The organism is Desulfomonile tiedjei (genome assembly GCA_016212925.1).
Taxonomy (GTDB): Bacteria; Desulfobacterota; Desulfomonilia; order Desulfomonilales; family Desulfomonilaceae; genus JACRDF01.
On sequence record JACRDF010000015.1, the window covers coordinates 122,964 to 144,691 of the forward strand.

The following is a 21,728-nucleotide window of genomic DNA, read 5'->3' on the forward strand; positions in this document are numbered from 1 at the left end:
CCTTATTCACTCCTTTCGGCAGGAAGGGCTTGCCATAACCGCTGATGTCAGCAGCTCGGTTATCTGATCGATCTCCTCCATTCTGTCAACATAAGCGGATTCACGCAAAACAAACCATCGCATAGCCATATGGGAAAAGGCGCCGAGAAACATATTACGGAAGACCCTGGAATTGACCGTTGTTCGAAAAACACCAGCGGCCTTCCCTTCCTCGATCACGTCTTCGATAAGTCTGCAATAGTCACTGAATGCCTCGAAAGCCTTGGACGCGAAAAAACGATCGTTCATCTGAAGTCGGAGCAGAAACACCTTGAGGAACTCTGTGTCGCTCAAAAAGCTGGAGAAGTGATACCTGATCAATCTGCGAAGCTTCCGGTCGGGGCTCTTGATTTCAAACGCACCGGAAACCTGTTCCAAATATGATTCAAATCGATTTGTGGCCATAGAAAGAAGAATATCTTCCTTGCTCTGGAAGTACTCGTAAATCGTTCCGTCAGCAACCCCGGCCAAACTCGCGATTTCGGATATCGTTGCCTTGGCAAAGTCCTTTTCAGCGAAGACTTTCTTTGCCGCGTTGAGTATGGAGTCCAAGCGGTTTACCCGGCAGCCTTCCGGCGGAGTCTTGGGCACGATCATGGAATCCACGAGGTCCACCACATTCGAGAAATCCGACTCACCTGCTTCCAGTTCGCCGACCGTGAGGGAGCTTAGGGTCTCCATGTCCAGAGTTCCTAGAATCGTGTCCCGAATAAGGCGGATGGGGATGTCCGAGCGGAACCTCCCCTCTTTGACTCCCCGACCCAATACTGAAGCGACTATGCGAGAATATTCACGAACAATCTCATAGGCAGGACTGGAATAAAACGCTTGAAAGGACCTGCATTCCATAAGCAGCAAGCGGGCATAGGCCCTGTGAGCGTCGTGATATCGGAGCTGCAACCATATGAGCTTTTGTAGTTGGCTTTGAACGTCCGGAATTCCTGCCAGATGCTCGTCCAGCAAGGCCAATTGCCTTTTCAGTTTTTCGCCGGGCACCGAGAAGAGAAGATCTTGCTTGCCTTTAAAGTACTGGTAAATAACAGAATCTGTCACATTGGCTTTACGGGCAATTTCCGAAATGGACGAGTTGGCAAAACCCTTCTGCGACATGATTTCTTCGGCCGCGGCCAGGATCTTCCATTTGGTCGCGCAGGCCAGCCCGTTTTTCTGATCTTGTTCAAAATCGTTCGAATGACCGCTCACCGACCGCATAGTCCGTTCACTGCCTCCCAATCTTGAGGTCCGGAATTACGAGTTCGTTTAACGTTCCCTCTATGGCAAGTGAACCCAATTCGTAGAATTCGATAGCTGGTGTCAACTCCTAATACTCCCGATTCCCCATCCGGCCGGGCCGACTTTTGCAGCGGCCTTTCACGCGGGCATGCTTCCGGTCCATCAGAGGCCCGTAATCCGGACCGTTGAAGGATTCAGGAACAACGTCCGCGCCGCCTACTGTTGCCGTCGTTGACGTTCTTCCCGCTTCCTTATGGTTCAGTGAGGGAGAGTCGCGTCGAATAAAAACCTCGGCGAAGGCGCGAATCACGCCTAAGCCGCCTGATCCAAAAGTAATTTCGCTGCTGAAACAGCAGCCCTGCAGTTTAACTAAGTTGCTGAACGCGAATCCCCCTCAAGGCGCATATGCTTGTTCGGAAAATGCTCGTCCGCGCTTGACAAGATCACTCTAACACGATATTGAAATGAAAGTAAAGTTAATTTCTTTTCCGAATGTGATTCTGGCGGCACAATGCCGCCAACGTGAATCAACCGGGCCATAAAGGCCTATCGCCTTCTGAAGCAGGGAAAGACAGACTTCGGGATACCTCCAGCCACCCCAATGGGACTGTCCGAACATATCAGGCTTCATGCACAAGAAGGCGCCCGAGATCAAAGGGGATTCTCAACCGAGAAAGCACACTGCGGAACTGTTGGTTCAGCAAACCTTAGGTAACCGGCACTCTTCTTCACCCCGCCAGGGGAGAGAGTTTTCAAGCCACTCCCCGGACTGGAGGAAAAAAAGAGGATGGTGACACGCAACTAAAGTCCTTGAGAGAGCGTGTGGTTGCTGAAGTGCCTATTTCCGGCACGCTTAATTCCAGGCCGTGGGAGCCAAAGACAGGCACGGACCTTCGACGACCCTTCCAACGAAGGCGGTCACGGAGCCGGACTATTTATCCTGGCGCTCCAACCGGCCAAACAGAAGTCTGTTACAATTCGGCGCATAGCCGAATGACATTCGGCAGCCCAAAACAACCACGTTTCTTTTAAGGCCATGGGTTTAACGAAACATGAGGGCAACAGGACCCTGCCCGAGCCATTTTTCATCCTGACGGAAGGAGACGACAATGGGTAAAAGAACACTGAGGACAAAACTTTGCGACATGCTGGGAATGGAGTATCCGATCCTGAGCGCAGGCATGGGCCCTACGCTGATAGGCGAAAAAACCGGCGCTCCTGTTGAACTGGTTGTTGCCGTTTCAGAGGCCGGTGGACTCGGTGTCCTTGGAGGCAGCGGCTTTACGGTGGAAGAACTTCGAAATGCCATTCGGGAGATCAAGGCCCAGACCGACAAACCCTACGGAGTCGATCTTCTGCTGCCCAAGAGCGTGGCTTCTCAATCTTTCGGGGGAGCGCAAGAGGTGCCGCTCAGTGAGGTGCTCAAGACTATTCCCGAACCGCATCGGGAATGGATCAAGAAAGTGAAAGCTGAGATGGGGCTCCCTGATGTGGATGTCATGATCAAATTGAATTCCACTACCCATCGTCCGAAGGAATCCATTCAGGTTTGTATAGAGGAACGAGTGCCGCTCTTCTGCGCAGGGCTCGGTAATCCGGGCTTCATGGTGGAAGAAGCTCATGCAGTGGGAATGAAGGTGCTGGGGATTACAGGCAATGCGAAGAATGCCCGCCGCATGGCCGAGTCGGGTGTGGATTTCGTTGTAGCCCAGGGACATGAAGGGGGAGGCCATACCGGAAGGATTGGGACCATGGCATTACTGCCCCAGGCCATCGACGCTGCCGCACCTGTGCCCGTCCTGGCCGCAGGAGGTATCGGTGACGGCAGGGGCCTGGCGGCCGCATTGGCAATGGGATGCATAGGCGTTTGGGTCGGGACGCGCTTTCTTGCAACCAACGAAGGAGGCGCCTTAGATACCAACAAGGATAAAATCATCAAGTCAACCGATGAGGATACCCGTGTGAGCACGGCGTATACAGGGAAAACCTTGCGGGCGAGCTTGAACGAGTATCACAGGTTGTGGGACGGATCGGGTCTTGATCCCCTCCCCTTCCCCACTCAAGTCATGATTTCTTCTGCGCTCCTTTGGGGCTTTGTGGAGGCCAACAAGACGGACTACGTGGGTGGTCTGGCCGGGCAGGTTTCAGGCCTTATCCACGAAATCAAGCCCGCACGACAAGTCCTCGATGAGATGGTGGAAGAGGCGGTGGACATTCTAACCCGACGGCTTCCGGCCACCGTGGTTGCCAAATAGATCGCCGTCCATTTCTTCCAGGTCCGGGAAGGTCCTCGGGAACGCTAAGATCCACCGGTCCCCCGGACGGAAGTCCTTAGGGACATCAGGAGGCAGGAGACACGCATGTTGCTTTTGGACCTAATAGGGAAGAAGTCGGGGCCGATGCCCTTCGAGTACACCTGGAAGGATGTTGTCCTGTATGCCCTGGGAATCGGGGCGCAGACAGAGGAACTCCCGTTTGTCTATGAAAACGCCAAAGGCGGGTTGAGGGTCTTTCCAAGCTTTGGTACGGTGATGGGAGTCGCGTTGTTCACGGACCTGTTCGAGAATGTGACCGTCGACCTTTCCAAATTCATTCACGGAGAAGAAGCGATAAAGTTGTACCGCCCTATCCCGCCTTCGGGGAAGGTACTTGTTGAAGGAGAGATTACCAATGTCTACGACAAGGGCAAAGGGGCTCTGATTGTCTGGCGCTTGAAGGCCCTGACCGAACAGGGGGAACCGCTCCTCGAAGCCGAGCATGGAGTTTTCTATGTAGGTGCAGGGGGCTTTGGCGGAGATGCCGGGCCCAAAAGCGAACCGCTCGATCCTCCCGAAGGAATCCAGCCGGATTTCATTGTCTCCTATTATATACCGGAGAACCAGGCAGCCCTTTACCGGCTCAACGGCGACCTCAACCCACTGCATCTTGACCCGGATTTTGCCAAAATGGGGGGGTTCCCTCGACCAATCCTACATGGCCTTTGCACGTACGGCTACGCAGTGAGGGCTATTGTGCACGGAGCCTGTGACGGAGATCCCGCGCGCCTCAAGGAATTCAGGGCGCGTTTCGCCGGCGTAGTCTATCCAGGCGACACGCTTGTGACCGAGGGATGGAACGACAAAGATGGGCGTTACCTGATCCGGTGCCGCACCGACCGCGGGGTGGTGCTCAGCCATGCCTACGCGAAGGTTGAGTAAGATAAAGATAAGGCAAGCATTCAGTCACGGGCGGGATCTTCTTGCGACGCCTCCAATAAATGTTCCGGCACGGAGAGACTGTCTCAAAACCCCGGATCAGAGGAATCCCCGGGTAGGGGCGCTTCGAGAAGCGCCCTGATTTCGGGCGGTTCACGAACCGCCCCTACAGAAGGTCAGGTGAAATCGTCAGTTTTGAGACAGTTTCCGGAGGCCAGCCCCAACCGATTTCCGAAGAGGCGTTTTTCGTAATCGGACACTATTTTCGGCACTTGCTTTAAACCGTAACGGAAGATGGGGGAGCGTCCGGAAAGGACACGGTCATGGAAAAGCGGGAGAAGGAAATGAATGCGGCAATCGCTTCGGATATCCGACCGGGCGATGACCCCACCGAGGTTTCCAACAAACTGGTGGGCAGAACGCGAACCCAATTGCTGAGAGAGTTGTTCGGGTACTTTGAAATACCCGCGGACATTATCAATCACGTGTTCGGAAATCTCTACGCTCGCGATGTACTGACTCAGCGGGAGCGCGAACTCTGCGCGGTGGCCGCATTATGCGTTCTGAACCGCACCAATGAATTAAAGAGCCACATCATTGCTGCGCTTCGTACCGGCGCCACCAAGGAGCAAGTGGCTGAGGTCATCCTGCAAATGTCCACCTACGGCGGCATGCCGGTTTGCATCGAGGGCTTGGCGGTCGCCAGACAGGTCTTTGAGAAAGGCCCGGCAAAGTAGCCAAGAGCCGATTAGTCCGAATTTGATCACACGAGGATGCTATGGATACATTTTTCAATCCAGGCTCCGTTGCGGTTATTGGAGCCAGCAAGCGTAATATAGGCGGTTTTGTGGTTTCTAATCTGCTTTCCGGTTTCCAAGGGGGAATCTATCCGGTAAATCGCAATTATGATGAAATTGAAGGCCTTCCCTGTTTCCCCTCCGTGGAAGACATCCCTCACGGAGTGGACCTGGCAATTGTCCTGGTGCCTGCATCATCGGTCCCGCCGGTTTTGGAGGAATGTGCCCGAAAAGGCGTGCGTAGGATCATAATCGAAAGCGCGGGGTTCGCGGAGATCGGCGAAAGCGGTCTAGCATTGCAAGACCGGTGTGTGGCCATTGCGAAAAATGCCGGTATGCGAATTTGGGGACCGAACTGCATGGGCTTGGTGGATGTTCGGCGAGAGTATTTCTTTACCTTTATGCACCCGGGCGTGCGAAAGGAAGGCTTGCTTCCCGGTCGGATCTCCCTGATCGTCCAGAGCGGCATGATGTCCGCCATTTTTCTTGCCGAGCTGGCCAGAAGGGGTATTGGTGTCGCTAAGGCCTGCTCTATTGGGAACAGAGCGGATGTCGACGAATGTGATGTCCTTGAGTACCTGTTGGAGGACCCTGACACGGATGTGGTTGCCTTGTACTTGGAATCCATTCCGCGGGGAAGGCTCTTTGCACAAATGGTCCAAAAAACGGCCAAGCCCATCGTGCTCTTGAAAGGGGGCAGAAGCAAAGCCGGCGCCATAGCAGCCAAGAGCCACACCTACAGCCTGGCTGGGAACTCTCGTCTCCTAACCAGCGTCTTGGACGGATTAGGCGTCGCGTTAGCCGACGAAATTTTCCAGATGATGGACCTGGCCAATGCGTTAGCGGTGATCCGCTACGTCAATCCTGCATGCCGCACCGCTATAGTTACTTTGAGCGGTGGAGCGGGTATTCTTGCCTGCGACGCTCTGGAAAAACGCGAACTGCCTGTGGCCGACCTTTCGGACGAAACCAAGAAAGCATTAGAGGAAGTCTTTCCGCCCTGGATGCCCCCTTCCAACCCAGTGGACCTTTTTCCGGCAGTGTCGACACGGGGCCGGGACATCGCCTTTGACCATGCGGTTTCCGCTGTCTTGAAAGACTCCAACGTAGATGTGCTCCTCATACACATTGTGGTTGGATTGGACGAGGACATCCCGGACCTTGCCGACTTGAAGAAAAGGGCCGATGCCTGCGGAAAACTGATCTTATTCTGGATCATGGGGCGCCAACAGGGATGCGAGCGATTCCGTCAGGCGGCTCGCGCTGTTGGAATTTTGGTTCATGAAGATATTTCGAGAATAGCCGATTGTCTGTGGGCCGCGTCGAAGTTCTGGACAGGTCGTTGGGAATCGGCGCGGCAGGGTAACCATTCAGTCTTGCGGGGGTAGAAGGGATTCTCAGCCCTGAAGGGGCGTACCAATGGTAGCCACGGGTGAAACCCGTGGACCGGAAGCGCTGCCACACCCTGGATTCCCGACCCTGGAGGGGTCGACCATGAATGTGAGTTGGACTTCGGGATTGGTCGACCCCTCCAGGGTCGGGAATCCAAATGATTGTGTGGACCATTGTCCACGGGCTTACGCCCGTGGCTACTGTTGGGCTGCCCCCTCGGGGCATGGGAGCCGCTCCTGCACGTAAGTGATTGATTAGGCCTAATGTATTCATTCAGTTAATGGCGGCGAAAGATGGTCATTGCGAGCGTAGCGAAGCAATCTCAGGGCTAAAAGGCAGAGATCGCTTTCCCGCGGAACGGGGATTTCACTCCTCGCAATTGTACAGAACGGCAAACCACCCCGTGTAACTGAATGGTTACGCGGCAGGAACGCTCGACCGCGAGCGCGTCCCTTTCGACTGGCCATTAGCCGTCCTGATTGCTAGGGCCTATAGTGATCCTCGAAAGTTTTTCCGGATCGATTGTTCTTCTATTCAGCCAGAGCGGGCATTTTGCAGGGACCTTCCGATGCCGGAGGCGTGACCTCTTTACCGGGGAACAGTTTGATGGAATCAAGAGACCGGATCCTCTTGTACATCTTGCTGACATGAGCGGAGGTCTTGCCGAACGCCACATCAAAGATCGCCTGGTGGTCTTCCCCCCTGAAGGTCGTCGAACCGACGGGCAGATCCGCCACGGTCAGTCCGCTGAGAGTCGCCGCCACGTCAGCTCTGTCAAAGGACCCTGCCTTTTCTACAGCCGCTTTGAACATCATTATTGCGGCGTATGAATTGTACGCGGCATATGAGGGAGGTATTTCGGCGGCCGAAAGGGCCCCGTAAGATTTAATGAAATTGGCATTTGACGCGTTGTTGTAGGCCTCGTACCAATACGGGCTCCCGAACCACACATCCTTGGGCATGTCCAAAACTCCGAGAGCAGTGAAGATCTCGACAGAACCACCCACCGCACAGACTGTCGTCTTGCCTTCGAGAAGCCCGTCCCTGTGGGCTTGTCTCAGGAAGTCCTTCAGATCGTTGCCCCACAGGGACAGCATTATGCCATCCGCATTCGATTTGGTTCTCAATTGCTCGATGACCGGCGCCCAATCCTTGGTGCCTAACGGAGTAAAGATCCCCTGTTCGAATGACATCCCTCCGAGATTATTTCCGTAACGCATGAAATATTTCCAGGAATCTTGACCGAACCCATAATCGGGTCCCACTGTGGTCCACTTTTTGGCCCCTGAGTTCTTGGCGATGATTGCGGACGACTTGTAGCACTGATCCATGTTCCAGGTCATTCTGAAAGTCCAGGGGTTGCACAGACTGCCCGTAACTTCGTCGAGCATGGCGTGGGTAATGATCAACGGGCATTTCAGGTCATTCATGGCAGGGGTTACCGCTTTTGCCACCGCGCTGGAGACGATGCCTATTACGATCGCGACCCCTTCCGAGTTGATTAACCGCTCAATCTCCGGCTTACCGACGTCCGGCTTGGCTGCCGTGTCGCCATAAACGAGTTCGACCTTGCGTCCCAGGATTCCTCCCGCGCCGTTAATCTCATTCGCTGCAATCTGAGCCCCCTGCCGGGCCACGTCACCGAACGTGGCCATAGGACCGGAGAAAACGTGCGCGAATCCTATCTTTACCGGGCCTTGCGCAAACGAAGAGGAGCCAAAGACGACAAGAAGACCCAAGGTGATCAGGATGGCTTTCATGACGATGTTAGAGTTCATACGACCTACCTCCTTCGTGGTTTTATGCGTACGAGCCCCCCCGCAATAAAAGCCTGCAACCGTTGCCAAAATCCCTAGCCAAATCCGCCGTTAAGACAGAGGATTATTTGGCCGAGCGGACAAAACCTTTGACAATCGCTCTAATCAGATTGGGATAGGAAGTCATCCACGGTGGCGATCTTCCCGAACATCGAGCCCATAGCGGCAATGAATGCCGCCCCGACTCGTGGAGCCGACACCTCGACGCCGCCATAGGCAAGACTTCTGGTAGCGCAAGCGTCGCTCAGCACCAAACATTGAAAGCCCAGATCGAAAGCGGCCCTTACAGTAGAATCCACACACATGTGGGTCATCATCCCGCAGACCACCAATCGACTTACTTCCTGTTTCCTCAGGTGCTCTAACAACGCGGTTTCTCGAAATGCGTTCGGGTAGTTTTTTTGAAACACGGTTTCGCCCTTCAAGGGCGTCACACTTTCGTGAATCTCCACCCCTGGGGTGCCGGGCAGGAAAAATGATGCACCCGGGCGAGGGGAAACGTGTTGGATGTGAATCAAGGGGAGTTCTTTCGTTCGGAAATGAGCCAAGACTCTTTGAGCAGCGCGACTCGCTTCAAGGCTCTGTTCCAATTCCATCTTCCCGCCGGGGAAATAGTCATTCTGAATGTCGATAAGAAGCAGAGCACTTTTCATCACAGAACCACTCCTTTCCAGGAATAATCCGCAGGGCAGTTAAGGTTTTGATGATGGAATCGCCGCATGCCGGGACTGTAAAGGGGCTAGGCATGAGACGGCTCCGCGAATCTTGTTGGAGGTGTGATTCCGAAAAAAAGAACTGAGGTCTAGCAGGGTTATTACAACGGATCATGGTCCGCTGTAAACAGATTTATCGCGTGGCCTGCGTTACCATTCAGTTACCGGCGGCAAAGACTGTCATTGCGACGGCAGCGAAGCAATCTCAGCGCTCAAATTCAGAGATCGCTTTCCCGCGGAACGCGGGATTTCAGTCCTAGCAATGACACAGAATGGCAAATTCCCTCGCGTAACTTAATGATTACTTGAACACCCAGAAAAAAACTTGACACCGGTGAGGAGCATCGGTACGCTTAGGCGAAGGCAGACCGACCGGTCGGTCTTACGGGAGCACCAATTTGGATCTCAGAGAGAAAATAATTCACGAAACACTCAAGCTGTTCTCGCTGAAGGGCTACTCCAACACCTCTATCGAAGACATACTGGCCCAGACCCATGCGTCCAAAGGCGGATTCTACAACCACTTCAAAAGCAAAGACCAACTTTTCATGACGGTCTTGAGCGAGGCGCGGAAGATATGGCGTAGCAGAGTGCTCGACGGACTGGAACAGACGAGCAGCCCTTGCATGAAATTACGGAAATTTCTCGAGAACTTTCGGGATTTATACCTCAAGGATTCCGAGAACATTCCCGGCGGTTGCGTTTTTGTGACTCTTTTGGTTGAACTCGATGATCAACGGCCCGATTTTGCCAGAGAAATTTCCGAAGGCTTTTCCAGAGTGCTCTCGATGATGAATCGACTCCTGGAACAGGCAAAGGCATCAGGGGAACTGAGAGCAGACGTCAACACCGAAGCAGTGAGCCGAGTTTTGTTCCTCGGGCTTTTGGGGGCTTCGGTCCTCTACGGCATGGACAAGTCTTCTGAAGAACTGGGAAAATCCGTCGCTCCGTTGATCCAGTATTTGGATGCCCTGGTTGACACCCGATAGATTTGAAGGACTTCAACAGGCGGATTCGTCTTTTATACTCAGGAAGGGGGATTCTTATGGATTTCAAGTTCTCGGAGAGGGAAGAGCTTCTACGAAAAAGCATACGAGAATATGCTGAGAAGGAGATCCCTCCTCGGATGGAGGCAATGGAGGAGACCGGGGACTTCCCCGTAGACTTGCTCGCGAGCATGGGGAAGATGGGGATTCTCGGTGTGATTACTCCCGCGGAGTATGGTGGCACAGGTTTGGGCCATCTGGCGCGGATCATTGTTCTTGAAGAACTGGGGCGTGTTTGTCCGGCCATCCCAATGGCGCTCCAGGTTCACCACATGTGTACCCATGTGTTCAACAGATGGGGCAACGACAGCCAGAAACAGAAATATCTACCCCGGCTGTGCAAAGGGGAGACCATGGGGGTGGTGGCCGTCACGGAGCCATCCGGCGGGTCGGATGTTGCCGGAATTCAGACCACAGCCGCTCTGGATGGAGACAAGTACATCCTGAACGGCAGAAAATGCTTCATAACCAATTCTCATCACTCGGACATCTGGGTCGTGATTGCCCGAACCGGAGAAGGCGGAAAGGGTTTGTCCGCCTTTGTTGTGGAACCGAGCTTTCCTGGGGCCAAGGCCGGTCGCAAAGAGCAAAAAGTGGGCCTGAGGGGAGCAAATACCGGCGAACTCTCGTTTCACAATTGCGAAGTGCCCAAGGAAAATCTCATCGGGAGCGAAGGCCAGGGCATGATGGTCGCGATTCAGGACATCGTCGAGTGCGGCAGGCCTGGAATGGCTTCTGTGGGCCTGGGCATCTTGAATGCGGTTGTGGAGCAAGCGGTGAAGTTTTCCAATGAGCGCAGTCTGTACGGGAAACCGATCAGCAAGCTGCAAGGCATTCAGTGGCCGTTGGCCGAGATCTATTCGGACCTGGAGATTGCCCGGTTACTCACCTACCGTGTGGGCTGGATGCTCGATCAGAAGATCGACTGCGCTGCCGAATCAGCCCTGGCTAAGCAATTCGCGTGCGAGGCCGCTGCAAGATCGGCCCGCAAAGCCATCGAGATCCACGGCAGCTACGGCATCATGAAGGAATATCCGGTCCAGAGGCTGCTCCGAGACGCGCTGGTGACAATTCCCGCGGGCGGAACCGCGGAGATAGCTAGAGTGGTGCTGGCCCGCCAGGCGCTCTCTACGTTCAGTTAACGATCATAGCTTGTTTGTGGACCCGGCCTCCAAGGCCGGGCCTCTCCCCAAAGTAAGGATTCACGTATAGAGCACGTGGCTTTGATGCCGGCCGCCCGAAGTGGCAAGGTCATGGCATTCAGACGTTTGCTCCTGAAAAAGTAGTAGCTGCTAGCGTCATTCCGGCGAAGGCCGGAATCCAGTCCCGCGAGGAACGCGGGATGGACCCCGGCTTTGGCCGGGGTGACGGCGTGCGGTCCCGAGTCTGTGCGAAGGCTTCAAGGAACCTGACGGCTGAGCCAAGCGACTCTGACCACATGCACAGCACGTGACTTTCTAAGTCGAACTAAATAAGGCCGATGGAGAGAAATGCGTACGATTGTCTGTATCAAACCGGTTCCCGATTCCAAGCACTGGAACCGTCTGGCATTGGATCCCAAGACCAAGACCCTGGTTCGCAAAGGCATTCCGGGCACAATCAATCCTCTTGACAGGAATGCTCTGGAGCTTGCCCTGAGCTTACGTGACGAGCACGGCGGCGAAGTGTTGGTCGTCAGTATGGCTCCGCCCGATGCGATCTCCGTGCTCAATGAAGCGCTGGCTATGGGCGCTGACCGAGCGATTCTGCTTTCCGATATGGCCTTTGCCGGCGGCGACACCTTGGCCACTGCTTACGTCCTCTCAGCGGGCATCGAGAAATTGGGACAATTCGACCTGGTGGTCTGCGGCGACCAGACCATAGACGGCGGTACCGCTCAGGTCAGCGCCCAAGTGGCCGAGTTTCTAGATGTGCCTAATCTCATGCACGTCACGGCTGTCGATGTCACTCCGGCAGCATCGTGGTTAGTGCGTTCTCACATTGAACACGGCTACGTCGTGGTGGAGATCAAGCCTCCAATGGTGCTTTCAGTGCTCAAGGAAATAAACGAACCGCGATACGTGACCCTGATGAATATCCTGGAAGCGGAAAAGAAAGAAACGCAAATCTGGTCGTCCAGCGATCTGGAACTAAAAGAGCCCTGGCTTGGCTTGAACGGATCACCGACCTGCATGGTGGACCTCTTTGTTCCGGAGAAGAAAGGCAGGGCGGAAATTTTACAGGGCGGGCCTCGTGAACAAGCCGCTGAACTGGCTGATCGACTCCATCGCTCAGGATTCTGCTAGGGTGCCAACGTGACAGAAATCATCGAAAGCAAGATTTGGGTATTTATCGAGCAGCGCCAAGGACGAATGGCGGAAGTGGGACTTGAAATCCTGGGCAAAGCTGCTGAATTGGGGCTGTCCATTGGCTCGAAAGTTGCCGGTGTGCTCGTTGGCAGTTCATTGGCCTCACTGTCCGACCAGGTGCTCTCTTACGGCGTGGACGAAGTTCTCGTGGCCGACAATCCGCTGCTGACCGATTACTGCAATCAGGCTTATGTCAAGGTCTTGGAGCAGGCTGTCAGTGCATGGCAGCCCGAGATTTTGCTCTTGGGGGCCACAGCTATGGGAACCGATCTGGCCCCGCGGTTGGCCGCGCGCCTGCGCACAGGCCTGTCGGCTCACTGCATCGATCTGCACCTCACCGCTGAAGGCGAATTGCTTTCTGTCGTGCCAGGATGGGGCGGAAATGTCATGGCGCGGGTTAGCTGCCCCCGGACTCGTCCCCAGGTGGCAACGGTGATGCCGGGGGTATTCAGCCTCCCTGATGCCACGGAGGCCCGGGGCCGCAAAATCTCCGTCGAAACTCTGATCGAACCTGCGGACATAACGTATCGCACCGTGGAAGTAAAGCGAGAAGAAGCACCAAAGGGCGGCCTTGAGACAGCCGAAGTGGTCGTGGCCGGCGGGTGGGGGGTAGGCACGAAGGCCGATTGGCGTTATATTGAAGAACTGGCTTTGGTCTTGAACGCGGCAGTCGGGGCCACGCGCCCCCCGGTGGACGAAGGCTGGGCCGAAGAAAAGCAGATGATCGGCCAGAGTGGACGGACGATTCGCCCCAGGCTGTACATCGGTGTCGGGATTTCCGGCCATATGCATCACCTTGTAGGTCTTAAGGACCCGGAACTGATAGTGGCTATCAACGGAGACCCCAACGCGGCGATATTCGACCACTGTCACTTGGCCCTGGTGGGCGATTTCAAGGAGATCGTTCCGGCCCTGATAGAGAAAATAAAGTCCTATTCCTCAGCACAATAACCCCTATACCCTTCAAACCACGGAGGTCCAACATGGCCCTGAGAACAAGAGAGCAGTATTTGTCAGCCTTGAAGCAGATGAGACCCAATGTCCACAAGTTCGGTCAACTCATTGAGGACGTCACCACTCATCCCGCCACCATGCGCGTTGTGGAGAGTCACGCCCGGGGCATCGACGCGGCCCATGATCCGAAATTGGCCGAGATTTTTACGACAAAATCGACCCTGACCGGCGAGACCATTCACCGGAATTCCGCGCTCATGACGTCGCCCGAAGAGATGATGTGCAACTCCAAATTCAAGCGGAAGATGTACCACCTTACGGGCACGTGCACAGGTGGCCTTTGCGTGGGCTGGAACGGCCTGAACGTAATGTGGTCAGTGACCAGTGAGATGGACGAGGCCCTGGGCACCGATTACCACGCTCGGCTGAAACAATGGGGCCAGGGGTTCCAGGAGAAAGGCCTGGTCGTGGCCGGGGCTCTGACCGATGCTAAAGGCAACCGCAAGCTGAAACCACACCAGCAAGTAGACCTGGATTCGAATGTCCGCATCGTTGAACGGAAGAAGGACGGCGTAGTAATCCGTGGGGCCAAGCTCATGATCTGCGGGGTGGCCGCGTCGGACGAGATATTCCTCTTACCCGGCAGCGGGTACGGAGAAGGGGACAAGGATTTCGCCTTTGTCGGCGTTATCCCCAAAGACATCGACGGTCTCACTATTGTTGAAACCAGGCGTCCCAGTGATAGCCGGGAATTGGAAGAAGGGTTCGACGTTCCGACTCAGACGGGAATCACGCAGGCCTATCTCATATTCGAAGATGTTTTCGTACCCAACGAGCGAGTTTTTCTGGCCGGTGAATACCAGTACACGGCTCCGATCCTGACCCGGTTTACAGCAACGTACCGCTCGTGCATCGGGGCCTGTGTGGCGGGACAAGGCGACGTGATGGTGGGGGCTGCGGCGCTGATCGCTCGCACGAATGGTCTTAGCGCCAAGGCGTTCAGGGACAAACTGGTCATCATGGAACTCAACAACGAGGCCACCTTTGCTACGGGCATCGGCGCCATAGCCTTGGGCAAGAAGCACCCGTCAGGGGTCTGGCTCGCGGACAGTCTCACCGGCCACGCGAACAAGATCCTCGTGGCGACTCTGCCTTATGAAACCAAGAGACTTTGCCAGGAAATCGGCGGCGGGATCGTTGAGACCGGTTGTTTCCCGTCATACCAGGACCTCACAAGCCCCGAATACGGCCATCTTATTCAGAAATACATCAAGGCCGGCGCAGGTTCAGCCGAAAGCAGAGCCCGTGCAGCGCGATTGATCGAATGGCTGACCATCGGCGCGGGGGTGCCCGGATGTATGCACGGAGGCGGCTCGCCCGACGGAGCAAGGATGGTGGTTTTCGGTTCCAGCCCGTTGGAAGAGTACGCAGGCTATGCCAAGAGCTTGGCGGGGATTGAAGAAGAGATCCCTGAACCGGCGAAGTAGCACAGCCTGGCGTGGTCTCTGTGGTGGTTTGGCATTTGTAGGGCGGCCTATGGCCGCCGACTAGACGAACCTGCGGGAATGGACCCTAAGTAGGATGCGGTGAGCTGCGCGAACCGCATCGCTTGCGGAATAGAAAGCCAACGATGCGGTTCCCGTCGGTCACCGCAGCCTACGCGCACAACTAAGAGGCTGATGCGAGCGCTCGATAGCTCTGCATGAGCTGAGAGCAGACTGGACACCACTAATCTAGTCCTAGCGAACCCAAGAAAGAGAATGCCCGCATTTCTTTTGCAAGAAGTTCTCACCTATCCCGAACCTGAGTATATAATAATTTATGAATGCTTGATGTCAGAGGTAATCCCATGATTTCTAAAGACGAGTTCATATCCGAAGCGGTCGCCCTCCCTGTCGAAATTCGCCTTCAGCTTGTAGAAAGGCTTCTTGAAAGCCTCAATCCTTGTAACAAAGACATAGACGAGCTGTGGGCTATCGAGGCAGAACGGAGAGTCACTGAAATAGACAAAGGAGAAGTGAAGACCGTCCCGGGAGACGAGGTATTCCGGAAGCTACATAATCGGCTCAAGAAATGAAGTACCGTTTCCACCCGGATGCAGAAGCTGAACTTAACGAAGCGGTTGATTATTACGATGGATGTGAAGAAGGTCTCGGTCTGGAATTCGCAAGGGCGGTTTATGCTGCGGTACAAAATATCTGTCAATACCCACTTGCCTGGACATCTCTCTCCCCGAACACCCGGAGATGCCTTCTAAATCGCTTCCCATATGGGCTGGTTTATCAGTTCAAAGGTGACGAAATAATCGTCATAGCTGTCATGCAGCTCAACCGGAAACCGGATTATTGGCGTAAGAGAAGGGTTTAGGAGACATGCGCATGCAATGAACAGGGGGCACGGGATGGAGTCACCCACAAAAAGGCCCATTTATGAGGCTGCTAATATCTCTTGATAGCTAAACATGGGCCAAGAGCCAACTTGAGCCCATTGTGTGCACAGCAACCCTTCAGTTACTTGGAGCGTCACTTTGTCGTTGCGAGGGCCTCAGCCCGAGCCAATCTCAGCGCTTAAAGCGATTCCAGAAAATAATTTGTGTGCTTGCGTCATTCGGGCGGAAACCGGAATCCAGAAGGAAGGGGGGCCAGGCTTTCGCTGGGACGACGGGTATGCGCTCTTCGGAAAGAGCTTTAGAGAAATACTATAAGGGCTGGAATTGCTTAGGTTCGCGCGCAATGATAGTTTTCCTGCTAGAAACTGAACGGTTACGGCCCGTACGCAAAAATGCTTGACACGAGGGCGGGAAGTTGAGTAGTGTGCAGTGGAGACCGACCGGTCGGTCTCAAGCCCAAGGAAGACTTAGTGTCTGTTCAACATTTCATGATATCATAGATCCGTGTGGCGTAAATTCTCCGTTCATTCTTTTTCAAACCGTCTAATCTGACCTGTTAAACGTTCAAACCTGTTATTGTCTTAGCCATCGGGAATTACAGGGATGAAAACCCTTCTCCTATCAAACGGTGACGATGCTTTCTCTGCCGGTATCCTGGGAAGCGAATAGCTCGACCAAGACAACCGGGTGTGGATCATAGTGCTGTTTGTCCTCTAACCGGTAACTGGTAACAACTAAGCTCGGCGCGCTGAACCCTTTCGGCCGCGCATTCAAACGCAGTTTCTCTCATGCGACATCGCGCGGGGAGTCAACCCATGACGCTGGACAATGTCAGGGAAGACGCCAGGGGCAACACTCTGCCCAAACTGCTGCTAAGTCGGCAGACCCGGAAAGAAGCCGGCAGAGTTGCCATTCGTGAGAAAGACTTAGGCATCTGGCAGTCTTACACGTGGGAAGAATATTGGAGACAGGTCAGGACGTTTGCTGCGGGCCTGGCTGCCCTGGGGTTCAAGCGCGGTGACACGCTCGGAGTCATCGGTGATAACCGTCCCCAGCTCTACTGGGCCCAGGTGGCGACCATGTGTCTTGGGGGCATACCGGTCCCCATGTACCAGGATGCCATTGAAAAAGAACTTCAGTACATTATTGAACACTCGAATGCCCGCATAATAGTCGCCGAAGACCAGGAACAGGTGGACAAGATGCTGGCTCTCAAGGAACGAGTGCCGGCCATCGAGATTATCATCTACGACGACCCCAAAGGGATGCGGCATTACGATCATACGCATATTAAAGCCTTCACCCAAGTCCAGGAACTGGGCGTCGAGTTCGACAAGCAAAACCCGGGCTACGTGGACCGGGAAATCGAAAAAGTCCAACCGGACGATATTGCACTCATTGCGTACACCTCGGGAACCACAGGAAATCCCAAGGGTGTCGTGCTGAGCCACGCCAACCTCATCACCAATGCTCGTTCCCTTTCTTCCATGGAAGACCACCGCCCCACGGATCAGATCATGGCCTATCTGCCCATGGCGTGGATCGGGGATGGGGTGCTGTCGATCGCCATGTTCCTCAACACAGGCTTTACGGTCAACTGTCCGGAGGACCCTTCGACAGTCATGCGGGACATGCGGGAAATCGGTCCCACCCTTTTGGTATGTCCGCCTCGTATTTGGGAAAACATTCTCTCCATGGTCCAGGTGAAAATGGACGACGCCTGGTGGCCGATCCGCAAAGCGTATGACTATTTCCTGAACGTAGGCATTGAGGCGGTTAAGCTGGAGAGTGCAAAGAAGCCTGTTCCCCTACATCTCAAGGTGCTGCGTGCGGTCGGGAAAGTGGTGGCTACCAGCCCGCTACGGGATAATCTTGGCCTCGCCAAAATACGTTTTGCATACACCGCCGGCGCCGCGATCGGTCCGGAGGTATTCCGTTTCTTTCGGGCCATAGGGGTGAACCTCAAACAGATTTACGGGCTCACCGAGACTTCGGCAATGTGCACGTACCAGCCGGATAGTGATGTCAAGCTCGATACAGTGGGCAAACCCTGCGTGGGTGTGGAAATACGGGTAAGCGATCAGGGGGAGGTCATGATCAAGAGCCCCGGCGTTTTCCAGGGTTACTACAAGAATCCTGAGGCCACTGCCGAAGCCTTGGACCAGGGATGGCTGCATACCGGGGACGCGGGCATCATCGACAAGGACGGGCACCTCAAGATCATCGACCGGGCCAAGGACGTTAGCGTCATGGCTACGGGCACCATTTTCGCTCCTCAATACATCGAGAACAAGCTTAAATTCAGCCAGTTTGTCAAGGAGGCGGTCACTCTGGGCCAGGACAAAGACTACGTCGCCGCAATGATCAACATCGACGCAGAAACGGTGGGCAACTGGGCCGAACGCAGAGGTATCGGCTTCACCTCTTACACAGACCTGAGCCAAAAACCGGAAATCTACGATCTGATCTACGAGGAAGTGAAGAAAGTCAACGGCCTCCTTTTCGAAGAGGAGCAACTCCGTGGTGCTCAGATCAAGCGCTTCCTGATCCTCCACAAAGAGTTGGATCCGGATGACGCGGAAATTACCCGCACCCGTAAGATCAGACGGCGCTTTATTGCCCAAAAATACGAGAAACTCATAAATGCGCTGTACTCGAACCAGGACCGAGTAAACGTGGAGGCGGTCATTACTTATGAAGACGGCCGCCAAGCTACCATTCGAGCCAATTTGGTCATCCGCGAAGTAGAAATCAAGAATTGACCGGCGGCCGCAAGACGAAACGGTCGAGCGGTCTTTCCGGAGCTGCGAAGAAGGAGAGATACGAGCATGCCTGACGGCATCCAGAGCCCGATGCTCAAAGTCGGCAACGCCTACGTAAGCTTCGGGGTTCTTCACGCCTTGATCAGCGTCAGCCTTGAAATCAACCCCGGAGAAATACTTGCCATAATCGGACCCAACGGAGCGGGAAAGACTACTCTGATCAACGTGATCAGCGGAGTGTACCATCCGTCTCCCGGGGAGGTGTTCTTCGAGGGCGAGGAGCGGACCTCAATGTCTCCGCACCATGTAGCCGCCTTGGGAATTGCCAGGACATTCCAGAATGTGGCCCTTTTCAAGGGAATGACCACGCTGGACAACCTCCTGGTAGGCCGGCACCTCCTCATGCGTTCCGGCCTGTTCGCTTCGGGTTGTTATTGGCGTTGGGGCCAAAAAGAAGAGATCAGCAACCGGGAAGCAGTAGAAGACATCATCGACTTTCTGGAAATTGAGGCCATACGCAAGACACCTGCCGGAATGCTTCCGTACGGGTTGCAAAAAAGGGTCGAACTCGGCAGGGCGCTGGCAGCCAAACCCAAGCTGCTCCTGCTCGATGAGCCCATGGCCGGGATGAACCTGGAAGAAAAAGAAGACATCGCTCGATTTATCCTGGATGCGAATGAGGAAAGAGGGATCACCATAGCTTTGATAGAGCACGACATGGGCGTGGTAATGGACATTTCAGACAGGATCGTGGTGCTGGATTACGGTAGGAAGATTGCCGAAGGCACACCGGGCGAGATCCGTGACAACCCGGAAGTGATCAAAGCCTACCTTGGGGCTCATGGAAAGAAGTGAAGAGGGCAGCCGTTCGCCGGGACAGATCGACCGCCTGGTATCACAATAGACGAGTCTTGGAAAGGGAGATGCTCTCCCCTTCATCCTCACCTGGCGCACCACGCCGAAGCGTGAAAGCCCGGTGAGCCAAAACCGAGAGGAATCACCGATGTGGGATACGGCGTTTTTTGCCTTGGAATTGACCATAAGCGGCCTCCTCGTAGGTCTGATGTACTCACTGGTCGCGTTGGGCTTCGTGCTCATCTATAAGGCCTCGGGAGTCTTCAATTTTGCTCAAGGAGACATGACGTTTCTTGCGGCACTGGGTCTGGCTGCGCTCTCGGTCAAGTTGCCTCTCTGGGTGGGAGTTATCATCATCATCGGTGTGATGGTGGCTCTGGCGATGGCGATTGAGCGGATCGTGCTCAAGCCGCTGGTTGCCAGGCCTCCCCTTGTGCTGTTTATGGCCACAATTGGAATAGCCTTCTTTCTTCAGGGCCTGGCTCAGGGAGTCTGGGGCACCCAGCCGCGAGGCCTGAACCTCGGTGTGGCTGATGAGACGTACGAGATCGCAGGCATTTTTGTCAGCTCTCTGGATATTCTCGGCGCAATCGTGGCCGGAGTCTTGGTTGTGGTTCTTGTGTGGTTTTTCCAAAAGACCAAGACCGGCCGGGCCCTTCGAGCCGTATCCGACGATCATGAAGCAGCGCTTTCCGTGGGGATTCCGCTGAGAAAAGCGTGGGGCATCACCTGGGCGATAGCCGGGATAGTTGCCATTGTTGCAGGGGCGTTGTGGGGAACCAGGGTCGGGGTTCAGGCGAGCCTGGCGCTCTTAGCGCTGAAGGCTTTGCCGGTCCTCATCCTGGGAGGAATTGATTCCATTCCGGGCGCCATTATAGGCGGGTTGATCATAGGCGCTACCGAAAACTTGGCCGAAGGCCTCCTCGGTCCCATGGTGGGAGGAGGCATCAAGAATTTCTTCCCCTATCTCCTAGCCTTGATTGTACTGGGAGTTCGCCCGTACGGCCTGTTCGGCCGAGAGATCATCGAAAGGGTCTGAACGATGTTCTATCGAGAAACCGGCGTATTCAAGACCACGTATGCCACGGACATGGAGCTTTTTCCGCTTCCGTTGGATAAAATCGGCTTCGCGGTCTGCATTTTATTCGCGTTTCTGATTGTGCCTTTCTTTGCGAGCCACTACTTGCTGGTGAGCATCTTCATTCCGTTTCTGGTCTTCTCTTTGGCCGCGCTTGGTCTGAACATTCTGACGGGTTATGCAGGTCAGCTCTCGTTGGGCCACGCTGGCTTTATGGCTGTGGGGGCCTACGCGACGGTGGTCATGTATAACCGCTATGATGTGCCGCTGCCGCTGGCTCTGTTGGGGGCCGGGGCGATTACGGCCGTCGTAGGTTCCACCTTCGGTTTGCCATCTTTGCGGATCAAGGGCTTCTATCTGGCTGTGTCCACTCTTGCTGCGCAATTGATCATCGAGTGGGTAATCACGCACGTGAAGTGGATCAGCGGGGGAGTATATTCCACTGTAGACATCCGAGCACTGGAATTCATGGGCTGGAAAATCGACACGGCCCCCGAGAAGTATTACGTCGCGCTGGTAATTGTGGTGGTAATGGCCCTCTTCGCAAAGAACCTCATGCGCAGCCGAATAGGTCGAGCGTGGATGTCCATTCGCGACATGGATGTGGCGTCGGAAATAATTGGAATCTCGCAGTTTAAATATAAGGTCCTGGCCTTCGCTGTCAGTTCCTTCTATGCGGGTGTGGCCGGCGGTCTGGTGGTAGCCGTCTATTACGGTTCGGCCAACATTGAAGAGTTCCATCTGATGCTGTCGTTCGAGATCCTTGGGATGGTTATCATCGGCGGAATGGGAAGCATTCTGGGGTCCTTTCTCGGCGCCGCGTTCATGACGCTGCTGCCGATTTTCATTGACCTGTCCATATCGTCCATAAGCCACAACATTGTTGACCTGAGTAAGGTGTTTACGCCGGACCTTATGGCCAACGCGAAAAACATGATCTTTGGGGCACTCATTATCTTCTTCTTGGCGGTGGAGCCTTTGGGCCTGGCGCGGCTTTGGAACACCATTAAGGACTACCTGCGCTTGTGGCCGTTTCCTTACTAAGGGTTCTGAAAGAGTCTTTGTGCCGGACAGGCGGAGGCAGGCCGGGCGCCGGTCGAGTCCGGACCTC

At 54.7% G+C, this 21,728-nt stretch carries 18 protein-coding genes; 15 read left to right on the plus strand and 3 right to left on the minus strand.

Features of this window, described 5'->3' with window-relative positions:
- Positions 1 to 6 precede the first annotated feature (6 nt).
- Complete coding sequence (locus HY913_07970; GenBank protein ID MBI4963197.1) at positions 7 to 1,251, minus strand: TetR/AcrR family transcriptional regulator; 1,245 nt, start codon at positions 1,249 to 1,251, stop codon at positions 7 to 9.
- Between the two features lie 1,130 nt (positions 1,252 to 2,381).
- Here HY913_07970 and HY913_07975 point away from each other — a divergent pair.
- The 4 genes from HY913_07975 to HY913_07990 all read left to right on the plus strand — a co-directional run bounded on the left by HY913_07975 (position 2,382) and on the right by HY913_07990 (position 6,651).
- Positions 2,382 to 3,527 (plus strand): nitronate monooxygenase, encoded by a 1,146-nt coding sequence (locus tag HY913_07975; GenBank protein MBI4963198.1) that lies wholly within the window; start codon positions 2,382 to 2,384, stop codon positions 3,525 to 3,527.
- Between the two features lie 105 nt (positions 3,528 to 3,632).
- Positions 3,633 to 4,469 (plus strand): MaoC family dehydratase N-terminal domain-containing protein, encoded by an 837-nt coding sequence (locus HY913_07980; protein ID MBI4963199.1) that lies wholly within the window; start codon positions 3,633 to 3,635, stop codon positions 4,467 to 4,469.
- A 320-nt stretch (positions 4,470 to 4,789) separates the two neighbouring features.
- A complete protein-coding gene (locus tag HY913_07985; GenBank protein ID MBI4963200.1) occupies positions 4,790 to 5,203 on the plus strand; it encodes a carboxymuconolactone decarboxylase family protein in 414 nt (137 codons plus the stop codon).
- Between the two features lie 41 nt (positions 5,204 to 5,244).
- On the plus strand, positions 5,245 to 6,651 hold the full coding sequence (locus tag HY913_07990) for a CoA-binding protein (protein MBI4963201.1): 1,407 nt from the start codon (positions 5,245 to 5,247) through the stop codon (positions 6,649 to 6,651).
- A gap of 534 nt (positions 6,652 to 7,185) precedes the next feature.
- On the opposite strand, the gene HY913_07995 is transcribed toward HY913_07990, so the two are convergent.
- Positions 7,186 to 8,433 carry an ABC transporter substrate-binding protein gene (locus HY913_07995; protein MBI4963202.1) on the minus strand — a complete coding sequence of 416 codons (1,248 nt, stop codon included), beginning with the start codon at positions 8,431 to 8,433 and terminating at the stop codon, positions 7,186 to 7,188.
- A 140-nt stretch (positions 8,434 to 8,573) separates the two neighbouring features.
- The gene (locus HY913_08000; GenBank protein ID MBI4963203.1) at positions 8,574 to 9,125 is read right to left on the minus strand and encodes a cysteine hydrolase; all 552 of its coding nucleotides are present in this window, start codon (positions 9,123 to 9,125) and stop codon (positions 8,574 to 8,576) included.
- Positions 9,126 to 9,583: 458 nt separating this feature from the next.
- On the opposite strand from HY913_08000, the gene HY913_08005 reads away from it, so the two are divergent.
- From HY913_08005 to HY913_08055, 11 genes are all read left to right on the plus strand, one after another.
- Entirely contained in the window at positions 9,584 to 10,174 is a 591-nt protein-coding gene (locus HY913_08005) for a TetR/AcrR family transcriptional regulator (protein ID MBI4963204.1), read from the plus strand.
- Positions 10,175 to 10,230: 56 nt separating this feature from the next.
- A complete protein-coding gene (locus tag HY913_08010; GenBank protein ID MBI4963205.1) occupies positions 10,231 to 11,373 on the plus strand; it encodes an acyl-CoA dehydrogenase family protein in 1,143 nt (380 codons plus the stop codon).
- 348 nt (positions 11,374 to 11,721) lie between these two features.
- Positions 11,722 to 12,516 (plus strand): electron transfer flavoprotein subunit beta/FixA family protein, encoded by a 795-nt coding sequence (locus tag HY913_08015; protein MBI4963206.1) that lies wholly within the window; start codon positions 11,722 to 11,724, stop codon positions 12,514 to 12,516.
- A gap of 9 nt (positions 12,517 to 12,525) precedes the next feature.
- A complete protein-coding gene (locus HY913_08020; protein ID MBI4963207.1) occupies positions 12,526 to 13,530 on the plus strand; it encodes an electron transfer flavoprotein subunit alpha/FixB family protein in 1,005 nt (334 codons plus the stop codon).
- A 32-nt stretch (positions 13,531 to 13,562) separates the two neighbouring features.
- Complete coding sequence (locus HY913_08025) at positions 13,563 to 15,020, plus strand: 4-hydroxyphenylacetate 3-hydroxylase (protein ID MBI4963208.1); 1,458 nt, start codon at positions 13,563 to 13,565, stop codon at positions 15,018 to 15,020.
- 362 nt (positions 15,021 to 15,382) lie between these two features.
- Entirely contained in the window at positions 15,383 to 15,610 is a 228-nt protein-coding gene (locus tag HY913_08030; protein MBI4963209.1) for an addiction module protein, read from the plus strand.
- Positions 15,607 to 15,900, plus strand: coding sequence for a type II toxin-antitoxin system RelE/ParE family toxin (locus HY913_08035; protein ID MBI4963210.1), 294 nt, complete (start codon positions 15,607 to 15,609; stop codon positions 15,898 to 15,900). Before HY913_08030 ends, HY913_08035 begins: the two co-directional genes overlap by 4 nt.
- A gap of 837 nt (positions 15,901 to 16,737) precedes the next feature.
- A complete protein-coding gene (locus HY913_08040; protein MBI4963211.1) occupies positions 16,738 to 18,684 on the plus strand; it encodes an AMP-binding protein in 1,947 nt (648 codons plus the stop codon).
- Positions 18,685 to 18,750: 66 nt separating this feature from the next.
- Positions 18,751 to 19,539, plus strand: coding sequence for an ABC transporter ATP-binding protein (locus HY913_08045; protein MBI4963212.1), 789 nt, complete (start codon positions 18,751 to 18,753; stop codon positions 19,537 to 19,539).
- A 148-nt stretch (positions 19,540 to 19,687) separates the two neighbouring features.
- Complete coding sequence (locus HY913_08050; GenBank protein ID MBI4963213.1) at positions 19,688 to 20,578, plus strand: branched-chain amino acid ABC transporter permease; 891 nt, start codon at positions 19,688 to 19,690, stop codon at positions 20,576 to 20,578.
- Positions 20,579 to 20,581: 3 nt separating this feature from the next.
- Positions 20,582 to 21,661, plus strand: coding sequence for a branched-chain amino acid ABC transporter permease (locus HY913_08055; GenBank protein ID MBI4963214.1), 1,080 nt, complete (start codon positions 20,582 to 20,584; stop codon positions 21,659 to 21,661).
- Positions 21,662 to 21,728: the final 67 nt, after the last annotated feature.